This window comes from Bartonella florencae, from assembly GCF_000312525.1.
In the GTDB taxonomy this organism is placed as follows: domain Bacteria; phylum Pseudomonadota; class Alphaproteobacteria; order Rhizobiales; family Rhizobiaceae; genus Bartonella; species Bartonella florencae.
Genome location: NZ_HE997452.1, coordinates 269,949 through 295,574, shown reverse-complemented (window position 1 = coordinate 295,574; position 25,626 = coordinate 269,949). Strand labels below are relative to the sequence as shown.

The 25,626-nt window shown below is 36.9% G+C and carries 22 protein-coding genes and 3 pseudogenes; 15 read left to right on the top strand and 10 right to left on the bottom strand.

Translation table 11 applies throughout. The features are described from left to right. The first annotated feature begins 158 nt into the window (after positions 1 to 158). From BN202_RS04045 to polA, 6 genes and pseudogenes are all read left to right on the top strand, one after another. Positions 159 to 983 carry a pyruvate, water dikinase regulatory protein gene (locus BN202_RS04045; RefSeq protein WP_019219257.1) on the top strand — a complete coding sequence of 275 codons (825 nt, stop codon included), beginning with the start codon at positions 159 to 161 and terminating at the stop codon, positions 981 to 983. Between the two features lie 9 nt (positions 984 to 992). Further along, positions 993 to 1,588, top strand: a pseudogene (locus BN202_RS04040) (Maf family nucleotide pyrophosphatase). After that, complete coding sequence (locus BN202_RS04035) at positions 1,581 to 2,462, top strand: shikimate dehydrogenase (protein ID WP_019219256.1); 882 nt, start codon at positions 1,581 to 1,583, stop codon at positions 2,460 to 2,462. The pseudogene BN202_RS04040 and the gene BN202_RS04035 overlap by 8 nt, the downstream one beginning before the upstream one ends. Next, the gene (gene coaE, locus BN202_RS04030) at positions 2,459 to 3,046 is read left to right on the top strand and encodes a dephospho-CoA kinase (protein ID WP_019219255.1); all 588 of its coding nucleotides are present in this window, start codon (positions 2,459 to 2,461) and stop codon (positions 3,044 to 3,046) included. The genes BN202_RS04035 and coaE overlap by 4 nt, the downstream gene beginning before the upstream one ends. A 4-nt stretch (positions 3,047 to 3,050) precedes the next feature. Then, positions 3,051 to 3,758, top strand: a complete 708-nt coding sequence (gene dnaQ, locus BN202_RS04025; protein WP_019219254.1) for a DNA polymerase III subunit epsilon — start codon at positions 3,051 to 3,053, stop codon at positions 3,756 to 3,758. Positions 3,759 to 4,090: 332 nt separating this feature from the next. Next, positions 4,091 to 6,997, top strand: a complete 2,907-nt coding sequence (polA, locus tag BN202_RS04020) for a DNA polymerase I (RefSeq protein WP_019219253.1) — start codon at positions 4,091 to 4,093, stop codon at positions 6,995 to 6,997. Here polA and BN202_RS04015 read toward each other — a convergent pair. From BN202_RS04015 to ihfB, 7 genes are all read right to left on the bottom strand, one after another. After that, the gene (locus BN202_RS04015) at positions 6,994 to 7,878 is read right to left on the bottom strand and encodes an endonuclease/exonuclease/phosphatase family protein (RefSeq protein ID WP_034987252.1); all 885 of its coding nucleotides are present in this window, start codon (positions 7,876 to 7,878) and stop codon (positions 6,994 to 6,996) included. The two genes, polA and BN202_RS04015, sit on opposite strands and share 4 nt — an antisense overlap. Before the next feature lie 124 nt (positions 7,879 to 8,002). Continuing rightward, positions 8,003 to 8,776: a Bax inhibitor-1/YccA family protein gene (locus BN202_RS04010; protein WP_019219251.1), complete on the bottom strand. Its 774-nt coding sequence runs from the start codon at positions 8,774 to 8,776 to the stop codon at positions 8,003 to 8,005. Between the two features lie 759 nt (positions 8,777 to 9,535). Further along, positions 9,536 to 10,039: a signal peptidase II gene (gene lspA / locus BN202_RS04005; RefSeq protein WP_034987425.1), complete on the bottom strand. Its 504-nt coding sequence runs from the start codon at positions 10,037 to 10,039 to the stop codon at positions 9,536 to 9,538. Then, positions 10,036 to 10,884 (bottom strand): TrmH family RNA methyltransferase, encoded by an 849-nt coding sequence (locus BN202_RS04000; RefSeq protein WP_019219248.1) that lies wholly within the window; start codon positions 10,882 to 10,884, stop codon positions 10,036 to 10,038. Before BN202_RS04000 ends, lspA begins: the two co-directional genes overlap by 4 nt. Before the next feature lie 2 nt (positions 10,885 to 10,886). Then, positions 10,887 to 11,819 (bottom strand): class I SAM-dependent methyltransferase, encoded by a 933-nt coding sequence (locus BN202_RS03995; protein WP_019219247.1) that lies wholly within the window; start codon positions 11,817 to 11,819, stop codon positions 10,887 to 10,889. Between the two features lie 152 nt (positions 11,820 to 11,971). Then, a complete protein-coding gene (locus BN202_RS03990; RefSeq protein WP_019219246.1) occupies positions 11,972 to 12,268 on the bottom strand; it encodes a lipopolysaccharide assembly protein LapA domain-containing protein in 297 nt (98 codons plus the stop codon). A gap of 8 nt (positions 12,269 to 12,276) precedes the next feature. Beyond that, entirely contained in the window at positions 12,277 to 12,555 is a 279-nt protein-coding gene (gene ihfB / locus BN202_RS03985) for an integration host factor subunit beta (RefSeq protein ID WP_034987422.1), read from the bottom strand. 188 nt (positions 12,556 to 12,743) lie between these two features. Between ihfB and lptC the strand changes: the two are divergent. From lptC to rlmN, 6 genes and pseudogenes are all read left to right on the top strand, one after another. Beyond that, a pseudogene (gene lptC, locus BN202_RS03980) lies at positions 12,744 to 13,387 on the top strand (LPS export ABC transporter periplasmic protein LptC). An 81-nt stretch (positions 13,388 to 13,468) separates the two neighbouring features. Beyond that, positions 13,469 to 14,077: an LptA/OstA family protein gene (locus BN202_RS03975; RefSeq protein ID WP_019219243.1), complete on the top strand. Its 609-nt coding sequence runs from the start codon at positions 13,469 to 13,471 to the stop codon at positions 14,075 to 14,077. A gap of 6 nt (positions 14,078 to 14,083) precedes the next feature. After that, a complete protein-coding gene (lptB, locus tag BN202_RS03970; protein ID WP_019219242.1) occupies positions 14,084 to 14,878 on the top strand; it encodes an LPS export ABC transporter ATP-binding protein in 795 nt (264 codons plus the stop codon). A 1,160-nt stretch (positions 14,879 to 16,038) separates the two neighbouring features. Continuing rightward, positions 16,039 to 16,503, top strand: coding sequence for a PTS IIA-like nitrogen regulatory protein PtsN (gene ptsN / locus BN202_RS03965; RefSeq protein WP_019219241.1), 465 nt, complete (start codon positions 16,039 to 16,041; stop codon positions 16,501 to 16,503). A 1,181-nt stretch (positions 16,504 to 17,684) separates the two neighbouring features. Next, positions 17,685 to 18,188, top strand: coding sequence for an invasion associated locus B family protein (locus BN202_RS03960; protein ID WP_034987420.1), 504 nt, complete (start codon positions 17,685 to 17,687; stop codon positions 18,186 to 18,188). A 40-nt stretch (positions 18,189 to 18,228) separates the two neighbouring features. Further along, positions 18,229 to 19,458: a dual-specificity RNA methyltransferase RlmN gene (gene rlmN / locus BN202_RS03955; protein ID WP_034987417.1), complete on the top strand. Its 1,230-nt coding sequence runs from the start codon at positions 18,229 to 18,231 to the stop codon at positions 19,456 to 19,458. A 2-nt stretch (positions 19,459 to 19,460) separates the two neighbouring features. Here the strand turns inward: rlmN and BN202_RS03950 are convergent, their stop codons facing one another. After that, on the bottom strand, positions 19,461 to 20,099 hold the full coding sequence (locus BN202_RS03950) for a LysE family translocator (RefSeq protein WP_019219238.1): 639 nt from the start codon (positions 20,097 to 20,099) through the stop codon (positions 19,461 to 19,463). Positions 20,100 to 20,301: 202 nt separating this feature from the next. Between BN202_RS03950 and BN202_RS10490 the strand changes: the two are divergent. Then, positions 20,302 to 21,461, top strand: a pseudogene (locus BN202_RS10490) (argininosuccinate synthase). 82 nt (positions 21,462 to 21,543) lie between these two features. Here BN202_RS10490 and BN202_RS09690 read toward each other — a convergent pair. Next, positions 21,544 to 21,693 carry a hypothetical protein gene (locus BN202_RS09690; protein WP_019219237.1) on the bottom strand — a complete coding sequence of 50 codons (150 nt, stop codon included), beginning with the start codon at positions 21,691 to 21,693 and terminating at the stop codon, positions 21,544 to 21,546. 185 nt (positions 21,694 to 21,878) lie between these two features. On the opposite strand from BN202_RS09690, the gene BN202_RS03940 reads away from it, so the two are divergent. Together BN202_RS03940 and BN202_RS03935 are read left to right on the top strand one after the other, a co-directional pair. Further along, entirely contained in the window at positions 21,879 to 23,540 is a 1,662-nt protein-coding gene (locus BN202_RS03940; protein WP_034987247.1) for a lysine--tRNA ligase, read from the top strand. Next, the gene (locus BN202_RS03935; protein ID WP_019219235.1) at positions 23,540 to 25,117 is read left to right on the top strand and encodes a peptide chain release factor 3; all 1,578 of its coding nucleotides are present in this window, start codon (positions 23,540 to 23,542) and stop codon (positions 25,115 to 25,117) included. Before BN202_RS03940 ends, BN202_RS03935 begins: the two co-directional genes overlap by 1 nt. Positions 25,118 to 25,208: 91 nt before the next feature. On the opposite strand, the gene trxA is transcribed toward BN202_RS03935, so the two are convergent. After that, the gene (gene trxA / locus BN202_RS03930; RefSeq protein WP_019219234.1) at positions 25,209 to 25,532 is read right to left on the bottom strand and encodes a thioredoxin; all 324 of its coding nucleotides are present in this window, start codon (positions 25,530 to 25,532) and stop codon (positions 25,209 to 25,211) included. Positions 25,533 to 25,626 lie beyond the last annotated feature (94 nt).

Sequence of the window (25,626 nt, the reverse complement as noted above, 5' to 3'; positions counted from 1 at the left end):
ATCTTAAAGCTATTATCCCCATAATTTTCTTATAAGGAAAGATTAAATATCACAATTGTTCAATTTGTGCATAGTAATGGAGAAATTTTCTTGAATTTTCTTTTTATAAGAAACAATAATCATATATGCACATTTGTTAACAAGGAGTTAAGATTTTTGTGACAAGAGATAAAAAATCCTTTCATTTACACATGCTTTCTGATGCAACAGGAGAAACATTGATCTCTGTTGGAAGAGCTGTTGCATCGCAATATGCTATGAATCAGGCAACAGAACACATTTATCCAATGATTCGCAATGAGACACAGTTGCAAAGAGCTCTTGATGAAATACAACAAGAACCAGGTATTGTCCTTTACACAATCATTGATAAAAAAATTAAACTTCTTCTTAAGAAAAAATGTGAAAAAATAGGAGTTCCCTGTATTGACATATTACATCCTGTTTTAGATGCTTTTCAATCTTATCTTGGAATACCAACAAATTTACGTGTCAGTGCACAGCATGACCTTAATGCGGATTATTTTCGCCGTATTGAAGCGTTGGATTTTACAATAGAACATGATGATGGGCAGTCCTCCAGTGATCTATCTAATGCGGATGTAATCCTTGTAGGAATCTCAAGAACTTCTAAGACACCTACCAGTATTTATTTAGCAAATCGTGGAATTAAAACAGCTAATGTTCCTCTTATTCCAGGAATTGATTTACCAGAAGCTCTTTTGGAAGCAAAAAATTCTTTGATTATAGGTTTAATTGCTTCCGCTGAAAGAATTTCACATATTCGCCAAAATCGGGATTTGGGAAATAATTTTGCTATTGAAAGTTATACGAATCGTATCAGTATAGCTGAAGAGTTAACTTATGCAAAACGCATCTGTGAACGTTTTAATTGGCCTATTATTGATGTAACAAGGCGCTCTATTGAAGAGACTGCTGCGGCTATATTCGAACTTTTATCACAATTTCGTGAAGGGAAATGAAAGAGATAAATGGCAACAAATAAGTTAATATTAGCATCCCTTAGTTCTTATCGTGCACAATTGTTAAAAAAAGCAGGTTTAAGTTTTTTCATTGTAGGAGCTTTTTTTGATGAAAGGGAGATAGAAAAATTAGGAAAAAAAAGACTCCTAAAGAACTAAGCTGTTTTCTTGCAAGTGCAAAGGCAAAAAATGTTTCTGATCGCTTCTCTGATAACTTGGTTATTGGTTGTGATCAAGTGCTTGATTTGAGAGGACAAGTTTTTCATAAAGTCAGAAATAGTGAGGAAGCACGTAAACGTTTACGTGATTTATCAGGAAAAACCCATTCTCTTCATAGTGCAGTAGCTTTATTTCAGAATGGCCAAGAAATTTGGACAGAGGCTTTTAGTGCACATATGTCAGTACGTCCTCTCTCATCAGAGTTTATTGAACGTTATTTAGCGCGTGTGGGAACAGATGTTTTTAACAGTGTGGGAGTCTATCAAATTGAAGGAGAAGGAATTCACCTTTTTGATAAAATTGATGGGGATTTTTTTACCATTATTGGTTTACCTTTATTACCCTTACTTATAAAACTGCGTCATTTAGGAGTTATTGATGGGTAATTTAACAATAAAGCACGAAAAAACAAAACCTCCACGTGCCTTTGTTGCAGGTAGTCCTATTCATCATTCAAAATCGCCGAAAATTCATAATTTTTGGCTTAAACAATATAATTTACAAGGCGAATATATTGCACAAGAAGTAAAGTCTGAAGAATTTAGGGATTTTTTTAGGTCTCTAAAAAGGAGGGATTTTTGTGGGGGCAATGTTACGCTACCCCATAAACAGGAAGCTTTTCATTTAGCAAATTATAAAGATGATGTAGCAACAATGATTGGTGCTGTTAATACGCTTTGGTATGAGGGAGATAAACTTTGTGCTACAAATAGTGACGCCTACGGTTTTAGTGCTAATCTTGATGATTTTGCTCCCAATTGGGTGGGAGAAACCGCTGTTGTTTTTGGTGCAGGAGGTGCTGCACGTGCTGTTCTTTATGCTTTGAAAAAACGTGGATTTGAACGTATTTTCTTAGTCAATCGCACAAAGGGGCGCGCAGAAGATTTGGCGCAACATTTTGGAAATCCTATTGAAGTTTATGACTGGCAAAATACCCATGAAATACTTTATCAGGCTGATTTAATTGTTAATACAACTTCTTTAGGTATGACAAATTCTCATGAGAAAGAAGGCGCTTCTCTTTCTTGTGATTTTCATAGGGCAAAAACAACGGCATTGGTGACAGATATTGTTTACACACCATTGGTAACGCCTTTTCTACGACAAGCAAAAGCGCATGGTTTAAGAACAGTTGATGGACTAGGTATGCTTTTACATCAAGCGGTTATAGGTTTTGAACGATGGTTTGGAACAAGACCACAGGTTACAAAAGCACTACGAACAGCAATTTTACAAGATATGAGTGAAAACAAGAGATGAAAATCATAGGGTTGACCGGATCAATCGCTATGGGAAAATCAACAGTTGCTGATTTTTTCAAACAAGCGGGCATTTCTGTTTTTAGTGCTGATGATGCAGTACATAAACTTTATAACAGTGAACCAACAGTATCGCTTATAGCGCATACATTTCCTAGTGTTGTTAAAGATGGTAAGATTGATCGTCTAAAACTTGCTGAAATTTTTTTAAACGATCATGAGAAATTACAAACATTAGAAAAAATAATTCATCCTCTCGTACAAGAAAAAGAAAAAGAATTCATTGAGGTAGCACACAGAGAGGGAAAAAAATTAGTTGTTCTTGAAATTCCACTTCTTTTTGAAACAAAGAGTGAAAAGCGTGTAGACAGTGTCATTGTTGTCTCTGCTCCACAAGAAATACAAAAAGAGCGTGCGATGATTCGAAAAAATATGAATGAAGAAAAATTTGCTTTTATCAATGCGAGGCAAATGTCTGATGAAGAAAAACGAAAACGTGCTGATTTTGTTATTGATACAGGGAAAGATTTAGAGAATACACGTGAGCAAGTTTTTTACCTCATAAAAAATTTATTAAAGAATTGAAATCATGCGTGAGATTATTTTTGATACAGAAACAACAGGTTTAGATAAAGAGAAAGATCGCATAATCGAGATTGGTTGTGTGGAGATGGTTGACCGTTATCTTACAGGACGCCAATTTCATGTTTATTTGAATCCAGAAGGTATTATTATTCCTGATGAAGTTGTAGCGATTCACGGATTGACTAATGAGCGCTTAAAAAATGAAAAAATCTTTAGTGATATTGCTGATGAATTTTTAGAATTTATCAAGGGTGCAACAATGATTGCCCATAATGCAAGCTTTGATATTGGTTTTCTTAATGCAGAATTAGGGCGGGCAAATAGACCACTTATCAGTGTTGATAATATTCTTGATACATTGGCTATGGCACGGCGTAAGTTTCCTATGGGTCCTAATTCACTTGATGTTTTATGCAAACGTTTTGGAATTGATAATAGTCATCGTGTTCTTCATGGTGCTTTACTTGATGCGGAGATTCTTGCTGATGTTTATATTGAACTCATTGGTGGCAAGCAGGGCGTATTAGGTTTTAATAAAAAGCAGGGGGATGATGAAGATCCCGAAAATGACAAAGATGCCCTCTATGCGGTTAAATCTCGTCCACAAACCTTACCCTCAAGATTAAGTGTGCAAGAAAGAGCCATGCATGCTGATTTTATCAACAAAATGGGAGAAAAAGCTTTGTGGAATGATTTCAAAATTTTCAAATAACAATGCACTCTTTCTCTCAAAAAGTCTGGGAAGAATAAAATCTCTAGAAAACATTGCTCTTAAAAATACGGTCGTTGTGGGGAGGGGAACACCACAACGACCATGTCGCCACATCGTACCTCAGCTATCATAGGAGGAGCAAAATGAAAGCTATTATATCCTGTAACAGCAAAGAAAAGCTCTAGGTACCGAATATAAATTGTAACGACTCCATACCTTATGAAAACAAAAAATGGCTTTTTAGAGGCATTTTTATAAATTTTATCATAAGCGCAAAAAAAAATGTATAAGAGAGAATTATTTTCAAGCTGAAATGGAGAAATGAGATTGTCATGAAAGCAACAGATCATCTTTTTTTGGTTGATGGGTCGGGCTATATTTTTCGTGCTTACTATGCTTTGCCGCCTTTAAAGCGCAAAAAAGATGGGCTTCCTGTAGGAGCTGTGGCTGGTTTTTGTAATATGCTGTGGAAACTGCTCTGTGATGCACGTAATACAGCTACCGGCGTTGTTCCAACACATTTTGCTGTTATTTTTGATTATTCCTCTGATACATTTCGGAAACAAATTTATCCACAATATAAGGCGAATCGGGAGACTCCGCCTGAAGATCTTATTCCGCAATTTGCGTTAATACGCCAAGCGACAAAAGCTTTTAATTTGCCTTGTATTGAAAAGGAAGGATTTGAAGCAGATGATTTAATTGCTACCTATGCAACATTAGCAACAAAGGCTGGAGCAAAAACAACCATTATTTCTTCTGATAAAGATCTTATGCAACTCGTAAATGCAGATGTATCCTTGTATGATAGCATGAAAGACAAACATATTGGTATTTCTCAAGTTGTAGAAAGATGGGGTGTTGCACCTGAAAAAATGGTCGATTTACAAGCTTTGATTGGAGATGCAACAGATAATGTTCCAGGTATTCCAGGCATTGGTCCTAAAATTGCTGCCCAATTGCTGGATCAATTTGGTTCTCTTGATCTTTTATTACAGCAAGTAACGGAAATTAAGCAAATAAAACGGCGTGAAAATATTCAAACTTATAGTGAACAGGCAAAAATTTCTCGTGAACTGGTGCGCCTTAAAAAAGATGTGCCTATAAACAATGATTTAAATGATTTCATTTTGGAACCCCAAGATGGTCCACGTTTAATCGCTTTTCTTAAAGCGATGGAATTTTCTACACTAACACGCCGTGTGGCGGAGGCAACGATGTGTGATGCAGCAGTAATTGATGCGCTTGATATAGATGTTGAATGGGAAAAGTCTGAATATAAGCGTGATTCTGTTACCAAAGAGGCCAAGAGTACACTCCCACATAATTTTTCTGAAAATTCTCCACAAAGTTTAGCCGAAAAACGCAAAGATCAAGCACTAACACAAAAAATTACAAGAGATTCTTATACGACCATTCTTGATGAAAAAGTTTTGAAAGAGTGGTTATTGCAAGCAGAAGAGCAAGGTTTTTTTGCTTTTGATACTGAAACAACTTCACTTGATCCATTGCAAGCAAAGCTTGTTGGTTTTTCATTAGCATTACAGCCGGAAAAAGCAGCTTATGTGCCCCTTGAACATGTTGAAGGGGAAGATGACCTTTTAGGAGGGGCACGCGTTGCAGGACAAATTGAAAGGCAGAAGGCTTTAGCACTTTTAAAGCCAATATTAGAAAATAAAGCAGTTTTAAAAATTGGTCAAAATATAAAATATGATTGGCTAGTAATGAAGCAAGAAGGCATTGTCATAAACTCTTTTGATGACACCATGCTTTTGTCCTATGCTTTGGATGCTGGATCTTTAACCCATAATATGCATGATTTGTCTAAGCGTTGGCTTGGACATACACCGATTTCCTACAAGGATTTAACATCTAACGGAAAAAAGATTACTTCTTTTGCAGAGGTAGATTTAAAACAGGCAACTCTTTATGCTGCTGAGGATGCTGATGTAACGCTCCGTTTATGGCAAGTTTTAAAACCACAGCTTGTATCTCAAGGGATGACAAAAATTTATGAGCGTCTTGATAGACCGCTTGTAGAAGTCCTCGCGAGAATGGAACAATGTGGGATTCTTGTTGACAGGCAGATTTTATTGCGTCTTTCAGAAGAACTAGCACAAGCTGCTTTGATTCTAGAAGAGGAGATTTATCAGTTAGCAGATGAGAAATTTAATATTGCTTCACCGAAGCAATTAGGTGATATCCTTTTTGGCAAAATGGGATTACCCGGAGGTGCTAAAACCAAGGGTGGGCAGTGGTCAACTTCTGCTCAGACTTTAGAGGAATTGGCTGCTGAGGGTCATGTTTTACCGCGCAAAATTATTGATTGGCGCCAACTTGCAAAACTAAAATCTACCTATACAGATGCTTTACCCTCTTATATTTTGCTAAAAACAGGACGTGTTCATACGAATTACTCTTTGGCAACAACGTCAACGGGGCGATTATCATCATCAGAACCAAATTTGCAAAATATTCCAGTACGAACCGCTGAAGGGCGTAAAATTCGCACAGCTTTCATTGCTCCAAAAGGGCATGTTTTGCTTTCGGCCGATTATAGCCAGATTGAATTGCGCATTCTTGCGCATATTGCTGATATCACGGCATTGAAAGAAGCTTTTGCTAAAGGTCAGGATATTCATGCTATGACGGCATCACAAATGTTTGGAGTAGCACTAGAGGGAATGGCTTCAGATATACGGCAACGTGCAAAAGCGATTAATTTTGGTATTATTTATGGCATTTCAGCATTTGGATTAGCAAATCAATTGGGGCTTTCACGCCAAGAAGCGGGGCGTTATATTCAACTCTACTTTGAAAGGTTTCCAGGAATTAAGGATTATATGGAAACAACAAAAATCTTTGCACGCCAAAATGGTTATGTAGAGACGATTTTTGGACGTCGTATTCATTATCCAGAAATAAAAGCAGCGAATCTGCAAGTTCGTTCTTTTAATGAGCGTGCGGCTATTAATGCGCCGATTCAAGGATCTGCGGCGGATATTATTCGCCGTGCCATGATTCACATGGAAGATGCTTTACAAAAAGAAAAACTGTCAGCAAAAATGTTACTGCAAGTGCATGATGAATTGATTTTTGAGGTCCCAGAAAATGAGAGTGAAAAAACTATGGCTGTTGTTAAAAAAGTTATGGAAAATGCTACAATGCCTGTTCTGTCTCTATCTGTACCCCTTGAAGTAAAAGTCATGGTTGCAAAAAATTGGGATGAAGCACATTAATCTTTCTCAGTTATTTTGATTTCGTTTTTAAGAATAGTCATTGCATTGGCAAGATCAAGATGAGCTTTAATAGGCAAATGATCGGAGGCTATGCGTGCAAGCGATGAGTAATGATTTTCAATATTTGTCACCAATTGATGAGGAAAAGCAAAGATTCTATCAAGAGCGAGAAAAGGAAAGCGGGAAGGGAAGCTTGGTACAGTTCGAAGTGTATTATCAAAATAGGGAGAAAAATGCTCTAAAGAAGAACCTTTTCCCATTCGCCATTCATTAAAATCACCAATGAGGAGAGTGGGCATAAGAGAGCGTTTTTCTAAAAACGCAAGAAGTGTTTTTGTTTGTTGTTTGCGAGAATGACGTAATAAACCAAAATGAGCAGCAATAATACGAAGAAGACCCACATCCATTTCTAACTCTAAAATCACAGCACCACGCGGTTCAATACCAGGAAGGGTGACCTGTAAGATATCACGCACATGTCCTTTTCGCACAAAAAGAGCGTTACCATGCCAACCATGGCCATCAGGTGACATAGCATTCAGGGGCACTCGAGTGAGACCTGTTTTTCTTTTTAAAAATTTGAGATCAATCAAGCCAACGCGTTCACCAAAACGTTTATCTGCTTCTTGAAGGGCAAGAATATCGACCTGTAGTTCAGCAATAACATGGACAATACGCGTAGGATTAAAAATTTTGTCAACACCTACGCATTTGTGAACATTATAGGATGCAACGGTAAGATCATAGTGACGGTTTTGATTAATTGTATTTGGCTGATGATGAAAATGATTATCGCTTTCCTTTGTAAAGGAGTTCTGTAGTTTTTGTTGGATAAGTGTAGAGAGACGAGAAAATCTCTGTTTGTAAGGCATCTTTGTCATTTTATTAAAGTGGGGACACTAGCAGGAAAAGGGGACAAGCCTTATGTTAAAAAAGCATTAAAAATAAAAGAACCTTGCTTCTTTTAAGAAACAAGGTTCTTCAATTAAGCTATAACTTTCGCAATTAGTCACGGTTTGAGCCGAGAAATTGCAACAAGAAGACAAACATATTGATAAAATCAAGATAGAGACTCAACCCCCCCATAATAATTTTACGCCCTTTTGTGTCACCTTGATCTCCTTCATAATACATTAACTTAATATTTTGTGTATCGTAAGCTGTTAAACCAGCAAAAATAAATACACCGATCACAGAGATAGCAAATTGCAAGGCAGTTGATGCAAGAAAGATATTCACAAGCATGGACAGCATCAAGCCAACCAAACCGATGAAAAAGAATGAACCCATCGCCGTGAGATCACGCTTTGTTGTGTAACCATAAAGAGAAAGAGCACCAAAAGATGCTGCGGTAATAACAAAGGTTTGTACAACACTTTCTGTCGTATAACGCAAAATAATCGAAGAGAGTGAGAATCCAACGAGAGCAGCATATCCAAAAAAGAGGCTACGGGCAGCATTTGTACTCAATGTGTTTATTTTAAAACTAAGGAATAATACCGCTACAAGTGGTGCAAACATAACAATGTAGGAAAGCGGCGATGTATAAAATGTTACTCCAAATGAAGTTAAATAAACACTGCTATTGATTTGAGCGGCTGCCTGACTCATATCTGTTGTCGTTGCTAATGATGCAACTGCATAAGCAGCAGCGGCTGTAATAAGCAAACCAATGGCCATTGTATTATAAACGCCCAGCATATAGCTGCGCAATCCTAGATCAATTGATGCATCGGCATGAGAAACAGATGCCGAACGTAAATTTCTGAAATCAGCCATAATATAAAGTCCTTTAGTATATGTTCCACCAGATTTTGGAGTTAAAAAGAATCTTTGTATATTATAACAGCAGTTTTTAAAAACCTCTACTTAGCAAATACAAACAACTCTAGGCGCCGCTGGCGGAATTCCAGCATACCTCCCTATATTATGGGGATTTATTTTAAAATTACAAGAGACTTATCTTGGAAAGAAACCTTACAAATTAGTAAGGAAAAGGCTTATTTTCAGTAAAACCATTAAGTATGTTTTATAATATTTTATGCGAGGGAAAAGATTAAATAATAAGCCTCTATTTCTATATGAATAACATAATGCAGAATCCACAAATATTAAGCATCTTTGCCCTAATGCGATCACACCTCTCATACAAAATAGAACAGTATTGTATTGTACATTTGCGCGCTTGTTTTAAGAGAGACACCTCTTTATATTTTTAAACTTATCTCACACAAGCAAAGAGTTTTGATTGATTCCTAAAAACGGATAGGAATGAAAGAATCTTACGATGTTCGAGCTTCTCAATCAAGTTACAAGAGATAAAATTATTATTATAAATCAATTTGTTAATCTTATAATGGCAGGAAAAGTAAGTAAAAAATGCTATTGATTCAATAAACCAAGTGATGCTTTATACTCTCAAGGCATAAATACAAAAATTTCTCACCAAATATATTCTGAAAGAGAAGTTATAAAAGCGTAGATATTTTATAAAGCTACTGTATGAAATGTGTTTCTTTTTAAGAAATAGACAGAATCTTACTGTGAAGATGGACGATTGGAATGACGCTTTGCTTTTATCCAGATACGCAATTCGTCAATAAGGATAGCTATGACACCAATTGTGATAAAACTATCGGCAAGATTAAAAATAGCAAAATAAAAAATATCATCGATATGAAAGAGGATATAATCAGTGACATGGTGAAAACGAATACGGTCAATAAGATTGCCGATTGCTCCACCAATGATGAATGTAAGACCAAAACGCATTAAAGACCTATTCTGTGCAGCACTTTTCCATAACCATAAAAGAAAAACAATAATAGCAAGCGTAATGGCAATAAGTCCCCAGTGAGAAAAGGAAGAAAAAAACGAAAACGCAATACCAGAATTACGCACATGGTAAAGAGAAAGAAAAGGGAGAAGCGGACTTGCTGTTCCAAGGGGCATATTGTGCATAACCCAGTATTTGACTACTTGGTCAAGCCCTACTGTAACGATCAAGCCAAGAAGAAAAAAAAGCAGTGATTTACGTGTCATATTTTGGTTTCGCATGGTTCTAATGTTAAATAAGGACGACGAATTTCATAAAGCATGATAGCTGTTGCTATTGCTAGATTAAGTGAATCAGCGCGTCCACTTTGTGGAATACGCGCAAGTTTATCACAGCGATTTGAAAGAATATCTGATAGCCCCTGCTTTTCATTTCCCATGAGAAGTATAATGGGTCCATTTTTGAAATTAATGCTACGGTAATCGGTAGATGCTTTAAGATGTGTGCCAACGAGCATGGCTTTAAAGTGATCAGACCAGTTTAAAAAAGCACTTTCATCACAACGATAAAGTGGTACAGAAAAAATCGATCCCATTGTTGCGCGGACTGTTTCAGGTGAAAAAGGATCTGTTGTCTCACCAATTAAAATAACGCCTTTAGCACCTATGGCATCAGCAGTGCGAATAATGGTGCCAAGATTTCCAGGATCACGCACCCGATCAAGTGCAACATAAACATCCTCGACTTGTTCTTTGATCATTTCAAGGGAGAGCCACTGTTGTTTGAAGATACCAATAACTGTTTGTGGGTTATCGCGTTTGGTAAGTGATTCCATCACCTTTTGTGAAGCTTTAATGACAAAACCACCATTAGCTATAGTGTGTGCGGCGGTGTTTTCGACAGCGGTATTACCAATTTTGCTTTTAGAAAAAATCAGTGTTTGTATTGTCCAGCCAAGATTGAGAGCATCAATCACCAATTTCAGTCCTTCTGCCATGAAAAGACCTTCCCGATTCCGGTTTTTCTTCTGGCTGAGTGCACGGAGGTCTTTGATAATAGGATTGCTAAGGGAGGTGATTTCTTTGACTTTACCGGTTTTTGGTATACACATATTCAAGCAATCCAACGACTAAAAAGAGAAGTAGAAAGAGCGCGTCCAGTGGTTTCTTCACGCAGGATTAATTCTCCTGATTCGACAATAGCACCAAAATTTATCAATTTATCACGCATGAGAGCGTGAAGAGCATAGAAAGAAGCGCGAATAGAATAAGCAGTAAGTACGATTGCAAGAGGTTTATCAGAGAGCAGTTTACAACAATTTGTAATCATGTTTGGTAAATGATCAAACAGTTGCCAAACTTCTCCATGGGGTCCACGCCCATAGGCAGGAGGATCAAGAAGAATCATATCGTAGCTTTTTTTACGACGCAGTTCACGTTCAACAAATTTTACAGCATCATCGCAAATCCAACGAATAGGATAATCTGATAATCCTGCTCTTTCTTGATTGGCTTTAGCCCAAGCGATGGCTTTTTTAGAAGCATCAACATGTGTAACATTTGCACCCGCACGTGCACCAACCAGAGAAGCAATACCTGTGTAGCCAAAAAGATTAAGCATTTTAATCGGACGCGTGGTTTGTGTAATTTGTTCTTCCATAAAGCGCCAATGGGCATCTTGTTCAGGAAAAACTCCTACATGACGAAAGGAAGTAAAACGACCTAAAAAAGACAATCCATTCCAAGAAAGAGGCCAAGTTTCACCAAGCGGTTTTTTAGGAAAATGCCAACGACCAACCCCTTCTTCATCTCTGTTACCAGTGAAAATGGCATCAACATCTTCCCATTGCTTTTGTGATAAAGCAGGTTTCCATAAGGCTTGCCCCTCTGGTCGAATAATGCGATAAGCTCCATAACGCTCTAATTTTTGCCCATTACCGGAGTCAATAAGAGCATAATCTGCACTTGCCCTTGTTTCTAAAATAACAGGCACTTTTTCTTGCGGATATCTATTGTTATGATAAGATTGAAAACATTGTGCAGACATATGGAATATCACGATACAGGTATTGTTTAAAGCTCTCAAATTCTTTGTAAGAGTATAAAGCCCTAGAGTCAATTAATAGAGAGTGAGTTAATTAAAGCATGTATAGGAAAAAAGAAAAAGAGCATTTTTTATTCTGTATTGAGTACACAAATTTATACTATATCTGTGATTGATTTTTTTAATTTTTCGATTTCAGCTTTGCTTTTTTTGAGTTTTTTTTTGCATTTATGATATGTAAACCAATTGTTTAAGCCTCCCAACAAAATGCCAAGTCCAAAAAAAATAAAGAGCCATATAAAAAAAGGAGCGTGATAAGTAAAATTTTCTGAGTTTGTCTGAAAAGGATCAAGCGTCAAGGTAACCATTTGACGATTCGCTAAAATAAAAGCAACCAAAAATGCTGTAGGAATCACTAAAATAATTGCAAAAAGAATATGTTTAAATGTCATAAATTTACTCACTGATTAAGCCGATCACGCAAATCCTTACCTGTTTTAAAAAAAGGAATCCACTTTTCTTCAACTGCAACCGTCTCACCTGTCCGTGGATTACGACCATTGCGGGCTGAACGGCTTTTGACAGAAAAAGCTCCAAATCCGCGAAGTTCAACACGATTGCCATTTGCAAGTGCTGTTGAAATTTCTTCAAAAATAGCGTTTACAATATTCTCTACATCACGTTGAAAAAGATGTGGGTTTTGACGTGCAATAATTTGTATAAGCTCTGATTTAACCAAAATAGTCTCACTTTCACACCAAAAAAGGTTTTCTACAATTGTGCATTTCATACATACACATTACAATATATAAATGAATGAGAATAAAACCAAGCAAAAACAAATTGGCAAGAAACAAAATTTGAAAATACTTCCTAAGGAGGTTATACAGATTGAAGGACACGGAACATTTAAGAGATTAGGGAAATATGTCCGTACATAATTATTATAAAACCTTTTCATCTCCGTCACCTTTGGCTGATGTTTTTAAAAAAGCATCTCGTCATTCGCGTCGCATTAGCATATTAAAATTTTTTCTACCTATTGCTGCGTTGGCTGCAGCACTCACTTTTTGCTGGTTTACATTTTTTTTACTCCCACTGCTTCTGAACCTATGACTTTGAATAACGAAGAGGAGGGAATAACCAAATTGACAATGCTCAATCCCAAATTAGAAGGTTACACGCGTGCTCATGAACCTTATTGGCTTAAAGCAGAAAAAGCATTTCAAGATCATACACGTTCTGGAATAATTGGTCTTCAAAACATTACAGCTGAGGCATTTGTTGGCAAGCAGAAACGGGTTTTTCTTGATGCGCAAGGGGGATTTTATGATAATATGAATGGTTATTTACAGTTGGATAAGCCCTTTACCATTAAAACCAATGACGGAATGATTGCAGAATTTTTGGCAGCAAATATTAATTTATCTGAGGGACAATTAAATACAGATAAACGTGTCAATATTCAACGCGCAGGTTTACATCTTGCGGCAAATGCTTTGCAAATTCGAGAAAAAGGACAAAACATATACTTTCATGGTGGTGTACATTTAGTAATTGATCAGCAATGAAAGCATATCAATTACAAACCTTAAATGATTTCTATAACAGTATAGAGATCTGTGAACAGAAGAAGTGTGAGAAATGATAAAATGAAGCCGAAGGAATCATACAAAAAATGGATAGGTATTTCTTTGGCTTTGAGCATGGGAATATTAGGGGTTGAAACAGTTTTTGGATATGCTGAAGGAACTCATTTTGGTATTAATTTATCAAATGACAAAGACTCGGTAGAACTTTATGCAGATTCTTTAGAAATACGTGATAAAGAGGGAATAGCACTCTTTCAGGGTGATGTTTCTGTGGTTCAAGGTGAGCGTCTTTTGCGAGCGGCAAAATTGATTGTTTACTACGATAAGACGTACAAAGGAGCGGATAAAGCCCAAGCAGAAACAAAGGCATCATCACCTGCTTGGTTTGGTTCGACAGGTTTTAAGAAGATGGAAGCTTTAGGAAAAGTTTATATAAAAATTGCGACACAAATCGCTACGGGTGACAAAGGCGTGTTTGATGGAAAGTCAAAAATAATGCGCTTGACAGGGAAGAATGTTGTATTAACCGATGGTGATAATGTAGCAACAGGATGCGCACTTACGGCAGATATGAAAAACGGCAAAGCTTTTTTAGAAGGTTGTAAGACATCTGAAAAAAAAGGCCGTGTTTCCATCATTTTTAAACAAAGTCAAAAGAACGGCCATTAAGATTTCATGTTTGGAATCAAAAGAAAAAAACAGATGGATAGATCTGATTTGGTAAGTGAAGCTTTAAGAAAACGCTTAAAGGGAACTTTAATTGCCAGTCATTTGATGAAAATTTACCGTGGAAGAAAAACGATTAAGGATGTTTCTTTTGGTATTCGTACTGGAGAAGCTGTTGGTATTTTAGGTCCTAATGGCGCGGGAAAAACGACTTGTTTTTATATAGTTACGGGACTCATGAAATCTGATGGAGGATCCATTAAAATTGATGGATTTGATGTCACACACCTTCCTATGTACAGACGTGCGCGTTTAGGTATTGGCTATCTCCCCCAAGAAGCTTCTATTTTTCGTGGTCTTTCGGTAGAAAATAACATTAAAGCTGTTTTGGAGGTTGTAGAGAAAGACCGCTTCAAACGACGCGAAGAGTTAGATGCACTTTTACATGAATTTAAAATTGACCATTTACGAAAAATGCCTGCCCTTTCTTTGTCAGGAGGGGAGCGTCGACGACTTGAAATTGCACGTGCTTTAGCTTCTCGCCCCAATTTTATGTTGCTTGATGAACCGTTTGCAGGAATTGATCCTATTGCCATTTTTGATATTCAGCAGCTTATCCGTCATTTAACGAGGCGTGGAATTGGTGTTTTGATAACCGATCATAATGTACGCGAAACATTGGGGCTTGTCGATCGTGCTTATATCATTCACGCAGGGCAAGTGCTCGTTCATGGCTCTCCTGATGATATTATCAACAATGTTGATGTGCGCAGAATTTATTTAGGAAATCAATTTTCTCTCTGATTGCACTTTCATTTATGCCTAAAGAGATCAACATAATGAGCATAAAAACAGTACCCATACATTGATGAAATCAAATATATTTTCAGAAGAGGTATGAAGCTTCGTTTGATTATTCATAAGCTCTTATCAGGATGTATTTCATTATATAATAGAAAAATAATAACTGTTCTCTTGCAAGAATTATAACGGTTTTGTTAAAAGCCTTCAATGGATAAGGGGATACTGTTGTTTAGAAGAAAAGAAAATTTATTTTGGCTAGGCGATAAGATTTTCTTAGAAGATTGGTTCATAGTACCATCGTCGATAAGCATCTTATTTTTTGCTAAAATTTTTTTATAATATAATCTTAATTTTTTAAAGAGTGGGTAAAGAGTTTCATAAAGATGGGATTACCTCATTGCTTTAGACGTCTAGTTTGCTTTTGAGTGTATGATAAAAAAGATATCACTAGATTAACCTGACAATGAATGATAAACGAGACTATAGATAAATGCACGTATTTTTGAAAGGTATATGGATATTCATAATATTTTTCGTTGTTGAATCAAACAAACATATCGATAATGCTGTTTCGGGTATTTTTATGGTAGTACTAATGGGTTATATTGCTTAAATAGAATTTGTGGTATTTTATTAGTCTACATTGCGCATTTAAAGTGGTTCATAGCTGCGGATATCAAGCCCAATACGTAAATTCCTTTAAAGTAACCATTGAATGACTTAATACCTTTATTGTAATCAGGTAGCACGCGAGCTACACAGGTAACTATTAAAGTAAAATACTATTTTGTTTTGGTACCCTTCTCATCTTATGGAAGTCGGTTTTTAAAAGTTAAAGAGGAAAGTCTGATGAAAAAGTTGTATACAAACTTTTGTACTGGAAAGCTCCAGAAATTTATAAATGATTGGCTTTGCAACGGATCATAGGAAAATGAAATTTATGGACAATACCATTTCCATGTTTTCTCATACTTTTAATTAGGAGCGAGATGACTATTTATTGTTGCGCTGAGAGCAATATGAGATGAATTGGGCCATCACCCGTTATAAAATTGGAAATAAAGTCACATGTGATGATGCGAGAAAGTGAAAGAGCTTTAGAGAACACCGTTTACAAGTTTGTAGGTGAGCATTTGAGCGTGTAAAAGGAAAATTAAAGTATGAATTTGAGTGAGTTAATTGCACCGGAAGCAATTATTCCGGCTCTTAAGGCGAATTCGAAGAAACAAGTTCTGCAAGTTTTAGCCGAAAAAGCTGCTGAGCTGACAAATCTTAGTGAGCGTGTGATTTTTGATATTGTTTTACAACGTGAAAAGCTTGGTTCAACAGGGCTTGGTGGTGGCATTGCAATTCCTCATGGAAAACTGCCAGAGATTAACCGAATCATTGGTATATTTGCGCGTCTTGAAAGCCCTGTTGATTTTGAAGCTCTCGATGAAGAGCCGATAGATCTTGTTTTTCTTCTATTAGCGCCTGAAAATGCTGGTGCAGACCACTTGAAAGCTTTATCACAAATTGCACGTGTTTTACGTCATGGCGATGTTGTTCAAAAATTGCGCAATACCCATGATGCCGATGAACTTTATACTTTATTGATTCAACATTCAGAATCGAATGCAGCTTAAAAGATGATGTGGTGTACGATTACAGATCATGCATCACAGATATGGGAAAAAATAATGTAATGTACATTTAAACGGCTAAAAACTACCGTTATGTTATGTAATTAAAAAGGACCTTCTCAAAGGAATCATTTCTTGCAAGAACGAGAGAGGAAAGGATTCCTGACTTTTGTTATTTCTCTCTACAAAGCATTTCATTATTATTATGCTGTGAGATGTTCTATGACTTTAAAGAGGGCTTGTGATTTGATTTTTTCGTAAATCGCATTGTTTAAGGGCGCATTTTGCTTAAATGGCAATTGTTCTAGAGAGCTAATACTAAACGACAATTTTTTACGGTGATAATAAAAATCATAGATTTTAGGTTGAGCCCAAAGATCTTTTATGCATCTACAAGGGTGTTCTATGAAGTTTAATGAAAAAGCCCTTTAAAAAACGATAAAGGAGAGGGTTTAGGAATGATTGTGGAAAAAAGTTTAAACTTTTTGTGTATCTGCGACAGAAAAAATATGGTTAAATTCATGTAAAATGCTGAAATTGTTTTAGAAATTGGCAACAAAATAGGAAAGCATATGGTGGGGATAAGTGGTTTGAAAGGAAGAAAAGTTATTTGCAGTCACTGATGTGGGAGTTTCTGTATTTTAAGGTTTTAAAAGTGTGAAAAGGTTGTATCTCTAGGATATTGAACCCCTATGAGCGCGTTATCATTTACAAAAGATAAAGAGTATTTTAGGATTTTTGTTAAGGAAAATGGTTGGATATGGTAAGCTTGTAAATGATACTCAAAAATTAGAATAGTTTTTTTAAATGATGTGCATTCCCAAGATTTGGTTGTGAATTTCTTATGATAAAAAAGAGCGTAGTTTATTTTTTAACAGGGAGATGGTATATTCAGACTTTATTTTAGATTCCAATTGCTTAAAGAGATGGCTTTTTATACGGGAAACAAATTTGGTTGCATAACACCAAAATATTGTTTTTTTAGTCTGGTTATTGAATAAAAAATTCATACTTTGTATTAACGAAAAGGTCACAATGAAAAAGAAGAAACTGTTTTGGTTAATATGAAAATATTTTGTTTGTTGAAAGGATGGGGACAGCAACATTAAGGCGTCAACGAGTTTTTGTTGAGCTTTCCAATGAAGAGAATCTTGTGAGAGACTAAAGAAGTGAGCTAAATGAAGATGTTTGAAAAGACTGTTATTGCTGTATCTGTAATGGTTTTGGTTACTACCGGAGCTGTATGTGCACAAACGCCAAACCGTTTAAATCAATTTGAAGCTTGGGGAACTTATTCTTATAAATCATCCAAAGATACAGTTTGCTATGTATTGTCGGTACCTTTACAGTCTCTTCCTGCAACGGTTAATCATGGCGATAATTTCTTTTTGGTTACCAAGCGTTCTCCTTCGCCTGTCTCCTTTGAACCACAATTCATGGCGGGTTATACACTGAAAGAAGGATCAAAAGTTACTGTGACTATTGGAGATAAGGACTTTGATTTTTTCACGAAAGATTCATCGGCGTGGTTATCTTCATCAGAGCAAGAAAAGCAGCTTGTTTCTGCCATGCGCGCTGGAATGAATATGACGGTGAAGGCACTCTCGAAACGAGGAACTTCTACCACCTATACTTATTCCTTAAAAGGGATTACTGCTGCATTAAATGCGGCAGCGAAATGCCATTAAGGTCTCTGTAACATTAAACTATGATATAAATTGGAAAACAATGGCCATTTCTTATGACCTTAGACCAGTTGGGCTATGTCCATCACGGGAAACAAAGAGTGTTGTCATTAAAGAGAGCACTAAGCTCTCTTTAATTGGTTTATCGCAAGATGAAATGGCGCAAGCTTTAAAAACAATAGGGATACCAGAACATCAAACGCGTATGCGTACACGTCAACTTTGGCATTGGCTTTATGTCCGTGGTATTTCAAATTTTGATGAAATGCGAAACATTTCTAAACCCATGCAAGAAATGCTTAAGGGTCATTTTTCTATTGCGCGCCCAGAAATTGTTGGTGAACAAATATCAAAAGATGGCACACGTAAATGGCTTTTACGCTTTCCAGCACGTGGAGCAGGAAGACCTGTGGAAATTGAAACGGTTTATATCCCTGAAGAGGGCCGAGGGACTTTATGTCTTTCATCGCAGGTAGGGTGCACGTTAACTTGCTCTTTTTGTCATACAGGAACGCAAGTACTTGTTCGCAATTTAACAGCAGAAGAAATTTTAGCGCAATTATTGGTTGCACGTGATTGTTTGGGTGACTTTCCTGATAAGGATACGCCTGATGGAGCAATTGTTCCCGTTGAAGGGCGTAAAATCACCAACATTGTTATGATGGGAATGGGGGAACCACTTTATAATTTTGAAGCAGTCAAAAAAGCTTTATTGATTGCCTCTGATGGAGAGGGGCTTTCTTTGTCAAAACGCCGGATTACACTTTCAACCAGTGGGGTGGTACCTGGAATTATCCGAACAGGAGAAGAAATTGGCGTCATGTTAGCAATTTCACTCCATGCAGTACACGATACATTAAGGGATATGCTTGTTCCTATCAATAAAAAATATCCACTTGCTCTGCTCATGGATGCTTGCCGTCAATATCCTAGTTTGTCTAATGCAAAACGAATCACATTTGAATATGTTATGCTGAAAGATATCAATGATAGTTTGGATGATGCTAAGCGATTGATACAGTTGCTAAAAGCTATTCCAGCGAAGATTAATTTAATCCCTTTTAATCCATGGCCAGGGAGTAATTATCAATGTTCTGATTGGGAACAAATCGAACGTTTTGCCGATGTGGTCAACCAAGCAGGCTATGCCTCCCCCATTCGGGTACCGCGTGGGCGCGATATTTTAGCTGCATGTGGTCAACTTAAATCGGTTTCAGAGCGTTTACGTAAATCTGAACGTTTGCAGTTGGAAAACGCTATAAACAGCCAGTAAACTCAATTTTCGGTTATAAGAAGATGGAGAGCAAAGCTGGTAAAAGTACCAGCAATAAGCCAGTTTAAAAAGCGCATATAAAGGGGATTCTGTTTGAGGCTTTTGAAAAGTTTATGCGCCATAAAGACCGTCGAAATTGTGATGGGGAGAGAAATAGGAATATAAGAAAGCCCTAAGATGAGTAACTTTTGCGTTGCCATAGGATCATTCGCATTAATAAATTGCGGTAAAAAGGTTATGTTAAAAAGAATAACTTTGGGATTTAAAAGATTAATTCCAATACCAGCAAGATAGTTACGTTTAGAGCTTTTGTATTGAGAGGGTGCCTTTTCAATAGAAAACGTTGAGTGTTTACGTAATGTTTGAATGGCAAACCATAGAAGGTAAAAAGCGCCAGCAACTTTAAGAAGAACAAAAGCACGTGGTGAAGCGAAAATAAGAGCAGATAAACCAAGCGCTACACCTGTTACTTGAATGGCAAAGCCTGTTGCACTTCCAAGAGCACACATAATGCCAGCTTTTTTGCTTTGCGTGATGGTACGCCCTATAGAGAGCATCATATCAGGTCCTGGAATAAGTGCTAAAATCAATGATGCCATAGAAAATTGTATCAAAATAGGCCATTCAGGAAAAAATGACATATAAACCTCTTTGATTATTGTGTAAAAATATTCAAATAATTCACACTTTTTACAAAAAAATCTTCTTTACACTTTTTTGTGTTTTTTTGCATCTTTTAAATATTGTTCAAAAGGAATTTATTTTCATAATTTACACAGTTTTTAATCTTTAAGTATTAAAAAATAAACATGGTGAAATTTTAAAACGAAAAAGTGGCAAAATATTAGAAAAGTTGTTTTAGCTTATTCTAGGGGCTTGGATACGTCTATTATTCTTAAATGGTTGCAAAGTGAACGGGATGTTGAGGTTGTAACTTTTACAGCTGATTGAGGGCAGGGGGAAGAATTAGCTCTCGCGGGTTGTAAAGCAGAAATGCTGGGTGCGAAAGAAATCTATATTGAAGATTTGCGTGAAGAATTTTTACGTGATTTTGTCTTTTCAATGTTTAGCGCTAATGCCGTTTATGAAGTGAACTATCTTTTGGGGACATCAAAAGCGCGTCCATTCATTTCAAAACGCTTGATTGCAATTGCTAAGGAAACGGGTACAGATGCAATTGTCCATGGGGCAACAGGAAAAGGCAATGACCAAGTACGCTTTGAATTTTCTGCCTATGCCCTTAAACCTGATATCAAAATCGTTGTTCCATGGCGGGATTGTGATTTTAAGAGTCGAACAGATTTGATTAGTTTTGCGCATGTCCATCAAATTCCTATAGAGAAGAATAAGCAGGGAGAAGCACCTTTTTCGGTTGATGCAAATTTATTGCATTCGTTATCAGAAGGAAAAATTTTAGAAGATCTGGCGATTCCTGCTCCTGAATATGTGCATATACGGACTCTTTCGCTGGAAGCTGCTCTAGGTCAAGCAACTATCATCACTATTAGCTTTAAAAAGGCGATGTTGTTTCGATTAATGGGAAAAATTTATCTCCTGCAAATTTACTGGCTGAATTAAATAATTATGGATGCGACAATGGTTATCGGTCGGTTAGATTTAGTAGAAAATCGTTTTGTTGGTATGAAATCACGGCGCATCGGGCAATGGAATCTTTGACATTGTATCGAGGGGCAGTGCATTTGAAAGATGAATTAATGCCGCGTTATGCAGAACTCATTTATTATGGTTTTTGGTTTTTACCTGAACGCAAAATGTTGCAAGCGGCCATTAACTTATCTCAAGAAAATGTTGAAGGTGAAGTGACATTAAAGTTTTATAAGGGTAATGTAATTGTTGAAGAACGCCAAAGCAAAAAGTCACTATATTTTAGTAAATTAGTGACTTTTGAGGATGATGAAGGTGCCTATGATCAAAAAGATGCGGCAGGTTTTATTAAATTAAACACTGTGCGTTTGCGGACATTGGTAGCAGGTTCATCATAATTGTAAATAAATGCTTGCATATTCCACTGACAGTATAACAAAAGGATATTTTCTGTATAAAATATCTCATTTTGTCATTTTTCTAACTTATTGATGTTGGCAAAGTGGTTTGTTGTCCAATTTTTAGCTCAATGCTAGAAGACTTTTTTTCTTGCTGATAAGTGTGATAAGTAAAGCCTAGAATAATGGCAATTAAAACACCAATAACCAAAATGAGAAAATTATATTTCATAATATTTATACTTTATTGATATAAAAATAAAAGACAACACTAAGGACAAGAATAGGTCAGAAGTTAGTCATAACAAGAGTATAATAAAAAGATTTTTGGCAGCTTTTCGCTTGCTCTTATTGACGAATGAATCCAAGAAACATACACCATACCGTTAAAGAGTTTAATTTTTTAGGATAAAGATAATGATGCGTGATCAGTGTGATGCCCTTAGCCTTACGCCTGAATTGAAAGATGCGGCTGCTCAATCGAAAACTTGGCCCTTTGAAGAAGCACGTAAAATTATCAAACGGTATGAGAAAACAGGTTATCCAGAGAATGTTTTATTTGAAACAGGCTATGGTCCTTCTGGTTTACCGCATATTGGTACTTTTGGGGAGGTCGCGCGTACAACTATGGTACGCCATGCTTTTCATATTCTCACGGAGAATAAAGTGAAAACAAAATTGCTTTGTTTTTCTGATGATATGGATGGTTTGCGTAAAGTTCCTGATAATGTGCCCGATCGCGAGAAAATGGAAAGCTATCTTGGTCAACCACTTAGCTGCATACCCGATCCTTTTGGTGATATTTATCCCTCTTTTGGAGCAGCGAATAATGCACGTTTGCGCGCTTTTCTTGATCGTTTTGGTTTTGATTATGAATTTGCCAGTGCCACTGATTATTATAGCTCGGGTCGTTTTGATGAAACGCTTTTAAAGATACTTGCCTGTTATGACCAGGTAATGGCAATTGTTTTGCCAACCTTGGGTGAAGAAAGGCGAGCGACTTATTCACTCTTTTTACCTATTTCTCCATTTTCTGGTAAGGTCTTACAGGTGCCGATGATTTCTCATAATGTTGAAAAAGGCACCGTCACCTACATTGAACCTGAAACAGGAGAAACCATTGAAACGGAGGTAACGGGTGGCAAAGTGAAGTGTCAGTGGAAAGTGGATTGGGCTATGCGCTGGACAGCACTTGGTGTTGATTATGAAATGGCGGGCAAAGATCTTATTGATTCCACAAATCTTTCTTCTAAAATTTGTAAAACACTTGGTGGAAAACCACCAGAAGGATTTAATTATGAGCTTTTTTTGGATGAGAAAGGGCAGAAAATTTCTAAATCGAAAGGAAATGGCTTAACGATTGATGAGTGGTTAACATATGCACCAACGGAGAGTTTAGGGCTTTATATGTTTTCAAAGCCCAAAACAGCAAAACGGCTTTATTTTGATGTTATTCCCAAAGCCGTTGATGAATATTATGCGCATCTTGCAGCTTATGGTCGTCAAAGTTGGCAAGAGCGACTTAATAATCCAGTATGGCATATCCATAATGGTTGTCCTCCACAAGTTGATTTACCCGTACCCTTTGCTCTGCTCTTGAATTTGGTAAGTGCTTCAAATGCAGAAAATAAAGAGGTTCTCTGGGGATTTATTTCTCGCTATGCTAAAGGAGCAAATGCACAAACTTATCCAGAACTTGATCAGTTAGTGCAATTTGCCCTTAAATATTTTGATTTTTTTGTTAAACCCAACAAAAAATTTCGAGCAGCAGATGATAGTGAACGAGCAACATTAGCGCAAATTGATGAAAAATTAGCCAGTTTGCCTGAAACTTCTGATAGCAATATGATTCAAAATGCACTTCTTGATATTGCACGTTTAATAGAGCGCTATCAAGATCATAGCAAAAAAAGCCCTGAAGGGGGCCCAGGTGTTTCAAATGTCTTTTTTCAAATGATCTATGAGGTCCTTTTGGGGCAAGAACGAGGACCCCGATTGGGATCATTTATTGCTTTATATGGGATTAATGAAACGCGTGCACTGATTGCTGAAGCGCTTGCACGACCTGTGGAGGCATAATGGAAAAGCGCGTACAAGAAGTAAAACGGCGTCGTACATTTGCAATTATTGCCCATCCAGATGCAGGAAAAACAACACTAACGGAAAAACTGTTATTATTTGGTGGAGCTATTCAGCTTGCCGGAGAAGTAAAAGCGAAAAAAGACCGTATTCAAACTCGTTCCGATTGGATGCATATTGAACGTGACCGCGGTATTTCGGTTGTGACATCGGTAATGACATTTGAATATGAAGATCACATTTTTAATTTGTTAGATACTCCAGGCCACGAGGATTTTGCTGACGATACTTATCGCACTCTTACTGCTGTGGATAGTGCTATTATGGTGCTAGATGGTGCACGTGGGATTGAACCGAGAACACTGAAATTATTTGAAGTGTGTCGGATGCGGGATATTCCTATTGTTACTTTTATTAACAAAATGGATCGTGAGGCACGTGATCCCATAGAGCTTTTAGATGAAATTGAAGAAAAACTTGCCCTTGATACTGCACCAATAACTTGGCCCATTGGTACGGGGAAGGATTTTATAGGAACATTTGATCTTCATCATAATAGGTTTCGTCAAAAAGATGATGAGGTAACACAACAAAAAGTTTCTGGACCCCATGAGGTTGCAGATTTGCTTCCTGAGTATCAACGTTCAACTTTTATTGAAGGTGTAGAAATTGCACGAAATGCCTGCAAAAATTTTGATCTTCAAGCTTTTCGTGAAGGACATATGACGCCGGTTTATTTTGGTTCGGCTTTACGCAATTTTGGGGTTCGTGATTTGATCAATGCGCTCATTGATTTTGGTCAAAGCCCTCGTGATCAGGATGCAGATCGTCGCAGTATTGTTGCAACGGAATCTAAAATGACAGGGTTTGTTTTTAAAATTCAAGCGAATATGGACCCTAATCACCGTGATCGTATTGCATTCTTTCGGGTTTGTTCTGGAACACTTGAACGTGGCATGAAAACAAAATTGGTGCGAACGGGAAAACCTATAACACTTTCAACACCACAATTTTTCTTTGCGCGTTCACGCCAAATTGCTGATCAAGCCTATGCCGGTGATATTGTAGGAATTCCTAATCATGGCACATTGCGTATAGGTGACACCTTAACAGAAGGAGAAGATATTTTCTTTAAGGGAGTACCCAATTTTGCACCAGAAATTTTGCGTCGTGTGTGTTTGGGTGATCCGATGAAAGCAAAAAAACTCAAAGAAGCTTTGCAACAAATGGCAGAAGAAGGGGTTGTGCAATTATTTATCCCCTATGATGGTTCACCCTCGCTCATTGGTGTCATTGGTGCTTTGCAGATTGATGTTCTAAAGGAAAGACTGAAAATAGAATATGGTTTGCCGGTAAATTTTGAATCAGCACGCTTTAATGTATGTCGTTGGATTTCAGCACAAAGCAAAGATGAATTACAAAAATTTCTCAGCAATCACCATTCTGCCATTGCCCATGATTTAGAGGGTGATCCAGTTTTTTTAGCAGAAAATCATTTTTCATTGAATTATGAAGCAGAGCGAGCCCCGAAAATAAAATTTGCAACTTTTAAAGATTATCAAACACGCTCTGAATAAAAAAATATTTTTTTACAAAAAATTGTTTTTAACATCTAATAAGGAGGAGAGGTAAGATTCCTCTCCTTTTTAGAAAAATCACATGAGCAATTTAACCAAGTGCCTCTTTAATCCATTCAGTAACACGTGCTTTAGAGGCAGCACCAACCATATTCGATGAAACATTTCCCCCTTTAAACATCAACAGGGTAGGAATTGAGCGCACCCCATATTGGGTAGCCAGTTCGGGATTTTCATCGATATTCACTTTGGCAATTTTAACTTGATTTTGCATTTCTATTGAAATCTCATCCAAAATTGGAGCAATCATTTTGCAAGGACCACACCACTCTGCCCAAAAATCAACCACAACAGGGGTGGAAGAATTCAGAACTTCATTTTCAAAATTGCTGTTATCAACTTTTATACACATCATTGATTTATCCTTTATATTCATTTCTATAGATTGGTACGATAACGATTCATATCAAGTTATTGCTAAGATAAATTATAAGAGGCTTTAAGGGGGA

Excerpts from the sequence above, each read along its gene's own strand:
- BN202_RS04035 (WP_019219256.1), top strand. The coding sequence starts at position 1,581 with ATGGGTAATTTAACAATAAAGCACGAAAAAACAAAACCTCCACGTGCC.
- coaE (WP_019219255.1), top strand. The coding sequence starts at position 2,459 with ATGAAAATCATAGGGTTGACCGGATCAATCGCTATGGGAAAATCAACA.
- dnaQ (WP_019219254.1), top strand. The coding sequence starts at position 3,051 with ATGCGTGAGATTATTTTTGATACAGAAACAACAGGTTTAGATAAAGAG.
- polA (WP_019219253.1), top strand. The coding sequence starts at position 4,091 with ATGAAAGCAACAGATCATCTTTTTTTGGTTGATGGGTCGGGCTATATT.
- BN202_RS04015 (WP_034987252.1), bottom strand. The coding sequence starts at position 7,878 with ATGACAAAGATGCCTTACAAACAGAGATTTTCTCGTCTCTCTACACTT.
- BN202_RS04010 (WP_019219251.1), bottom strand. The coding sequence starts at position 8,776 with ATGGCTGATTTCAGAAATTTACGTTCGGCATCTGTTTCTCATGCCGAT.
- lspA (WP_034987425.1), bottom strand. The coding sequence starts at position 10,039 with ATGACACGTAAATCACTGCTTTTTTTTCTTCTTGGCTTGATCGTTACA.
- BN202_RS04000 (WP_019219248.1), bottom strand. The coding sequence starts at position 10,884 with ATGTGTATACCAAAAACCGGTAAAGTCAAAGAAATCACCTCCCTTAGC.
- BN202_RS03995 (WP_019219247.1), bottom strand. The coding sequence starts at position 11,819 with ATGTCTGCACAATGTTTTCAATCTTATCATAACAATAGATATCCGCAA.
- BN202_RS03990 (WP_019219246.1), bottom strand. The coding sequence starts at position 12,268 with ATGACATTTAAACATATTCTTTTTGCAATTATTTTAGTGATTCCTACA.
- BN202_RS03975 (WP_019219243.1), top strand. The coding sequence starts at position 13,469 with ATGAAGCCGAAGGAATCATACAAAAAATGGATAGGTATTTCTTTGGCT.
- lptB (WP_019219242.1), top strand. The coding sequence starts at position 14,084 with ATGTTTGGAATCAAAAGAAAAAAACAGATGGATAGATCTGATTTGGTA.
- ptsN (WP_019219241.1), top strand. The coding sequence starts at position 16,039 with ATGAATTTGAGTGAGTTAATTGCACCGGAAGCAATTATTCCGGCTCTT.
- BN202_RS03960 (WP_034987420.1), top strand. The coding sequence starts at position 17,685 with ATGTTTGAAAAGACTGTTATTGCTGTATCTGTAATGGTTTTGGTTACT.
- rlmN (WP_034987417.1), top strand. The coding sequence starts at position 18,229 with ATGGCCATTTCTTATGACCTTAGACCAGTTGGGCTATGTCCATCACGG.
- BN202_RS03950 (WP_019219238.1), bottom strand. The coding sequence starts at position 20,099 with ATGTCATTTTTTCCTGAATGGCCTATTTTGATACAATTTTCTATGGCA.
- BN202_RS09690 (WP_019219237.1), bottom strand. The coding sequence starts at position 21,693 with ATGAAATATAATTTTCTCATTTTGGTTATTGGTGTTTTAATTGCCATT.
- BN202_RS03940 (WP_034987247.1), top strand. The coding sequence starts at position 21,879 with ATGATGCGTGATCAGTGTGATGCCCTTAGCCTTACGCCTGAATTGAAA.
- BN202_RS03935 (WP_019219235.1), top strand. The coding sequence starts at position 23,540 with ATGGAAAAGCGCGTACAAGAAGTAAAACGGCGTCGTACATTTGCAATT.
- trxA (WP_019219234.1), bottom strand. The coding sequence starts at position 25,532 with ATGATGTGTATAAAAGTTGATAACAGCAATTTTGAAAATGAAGTTCTG.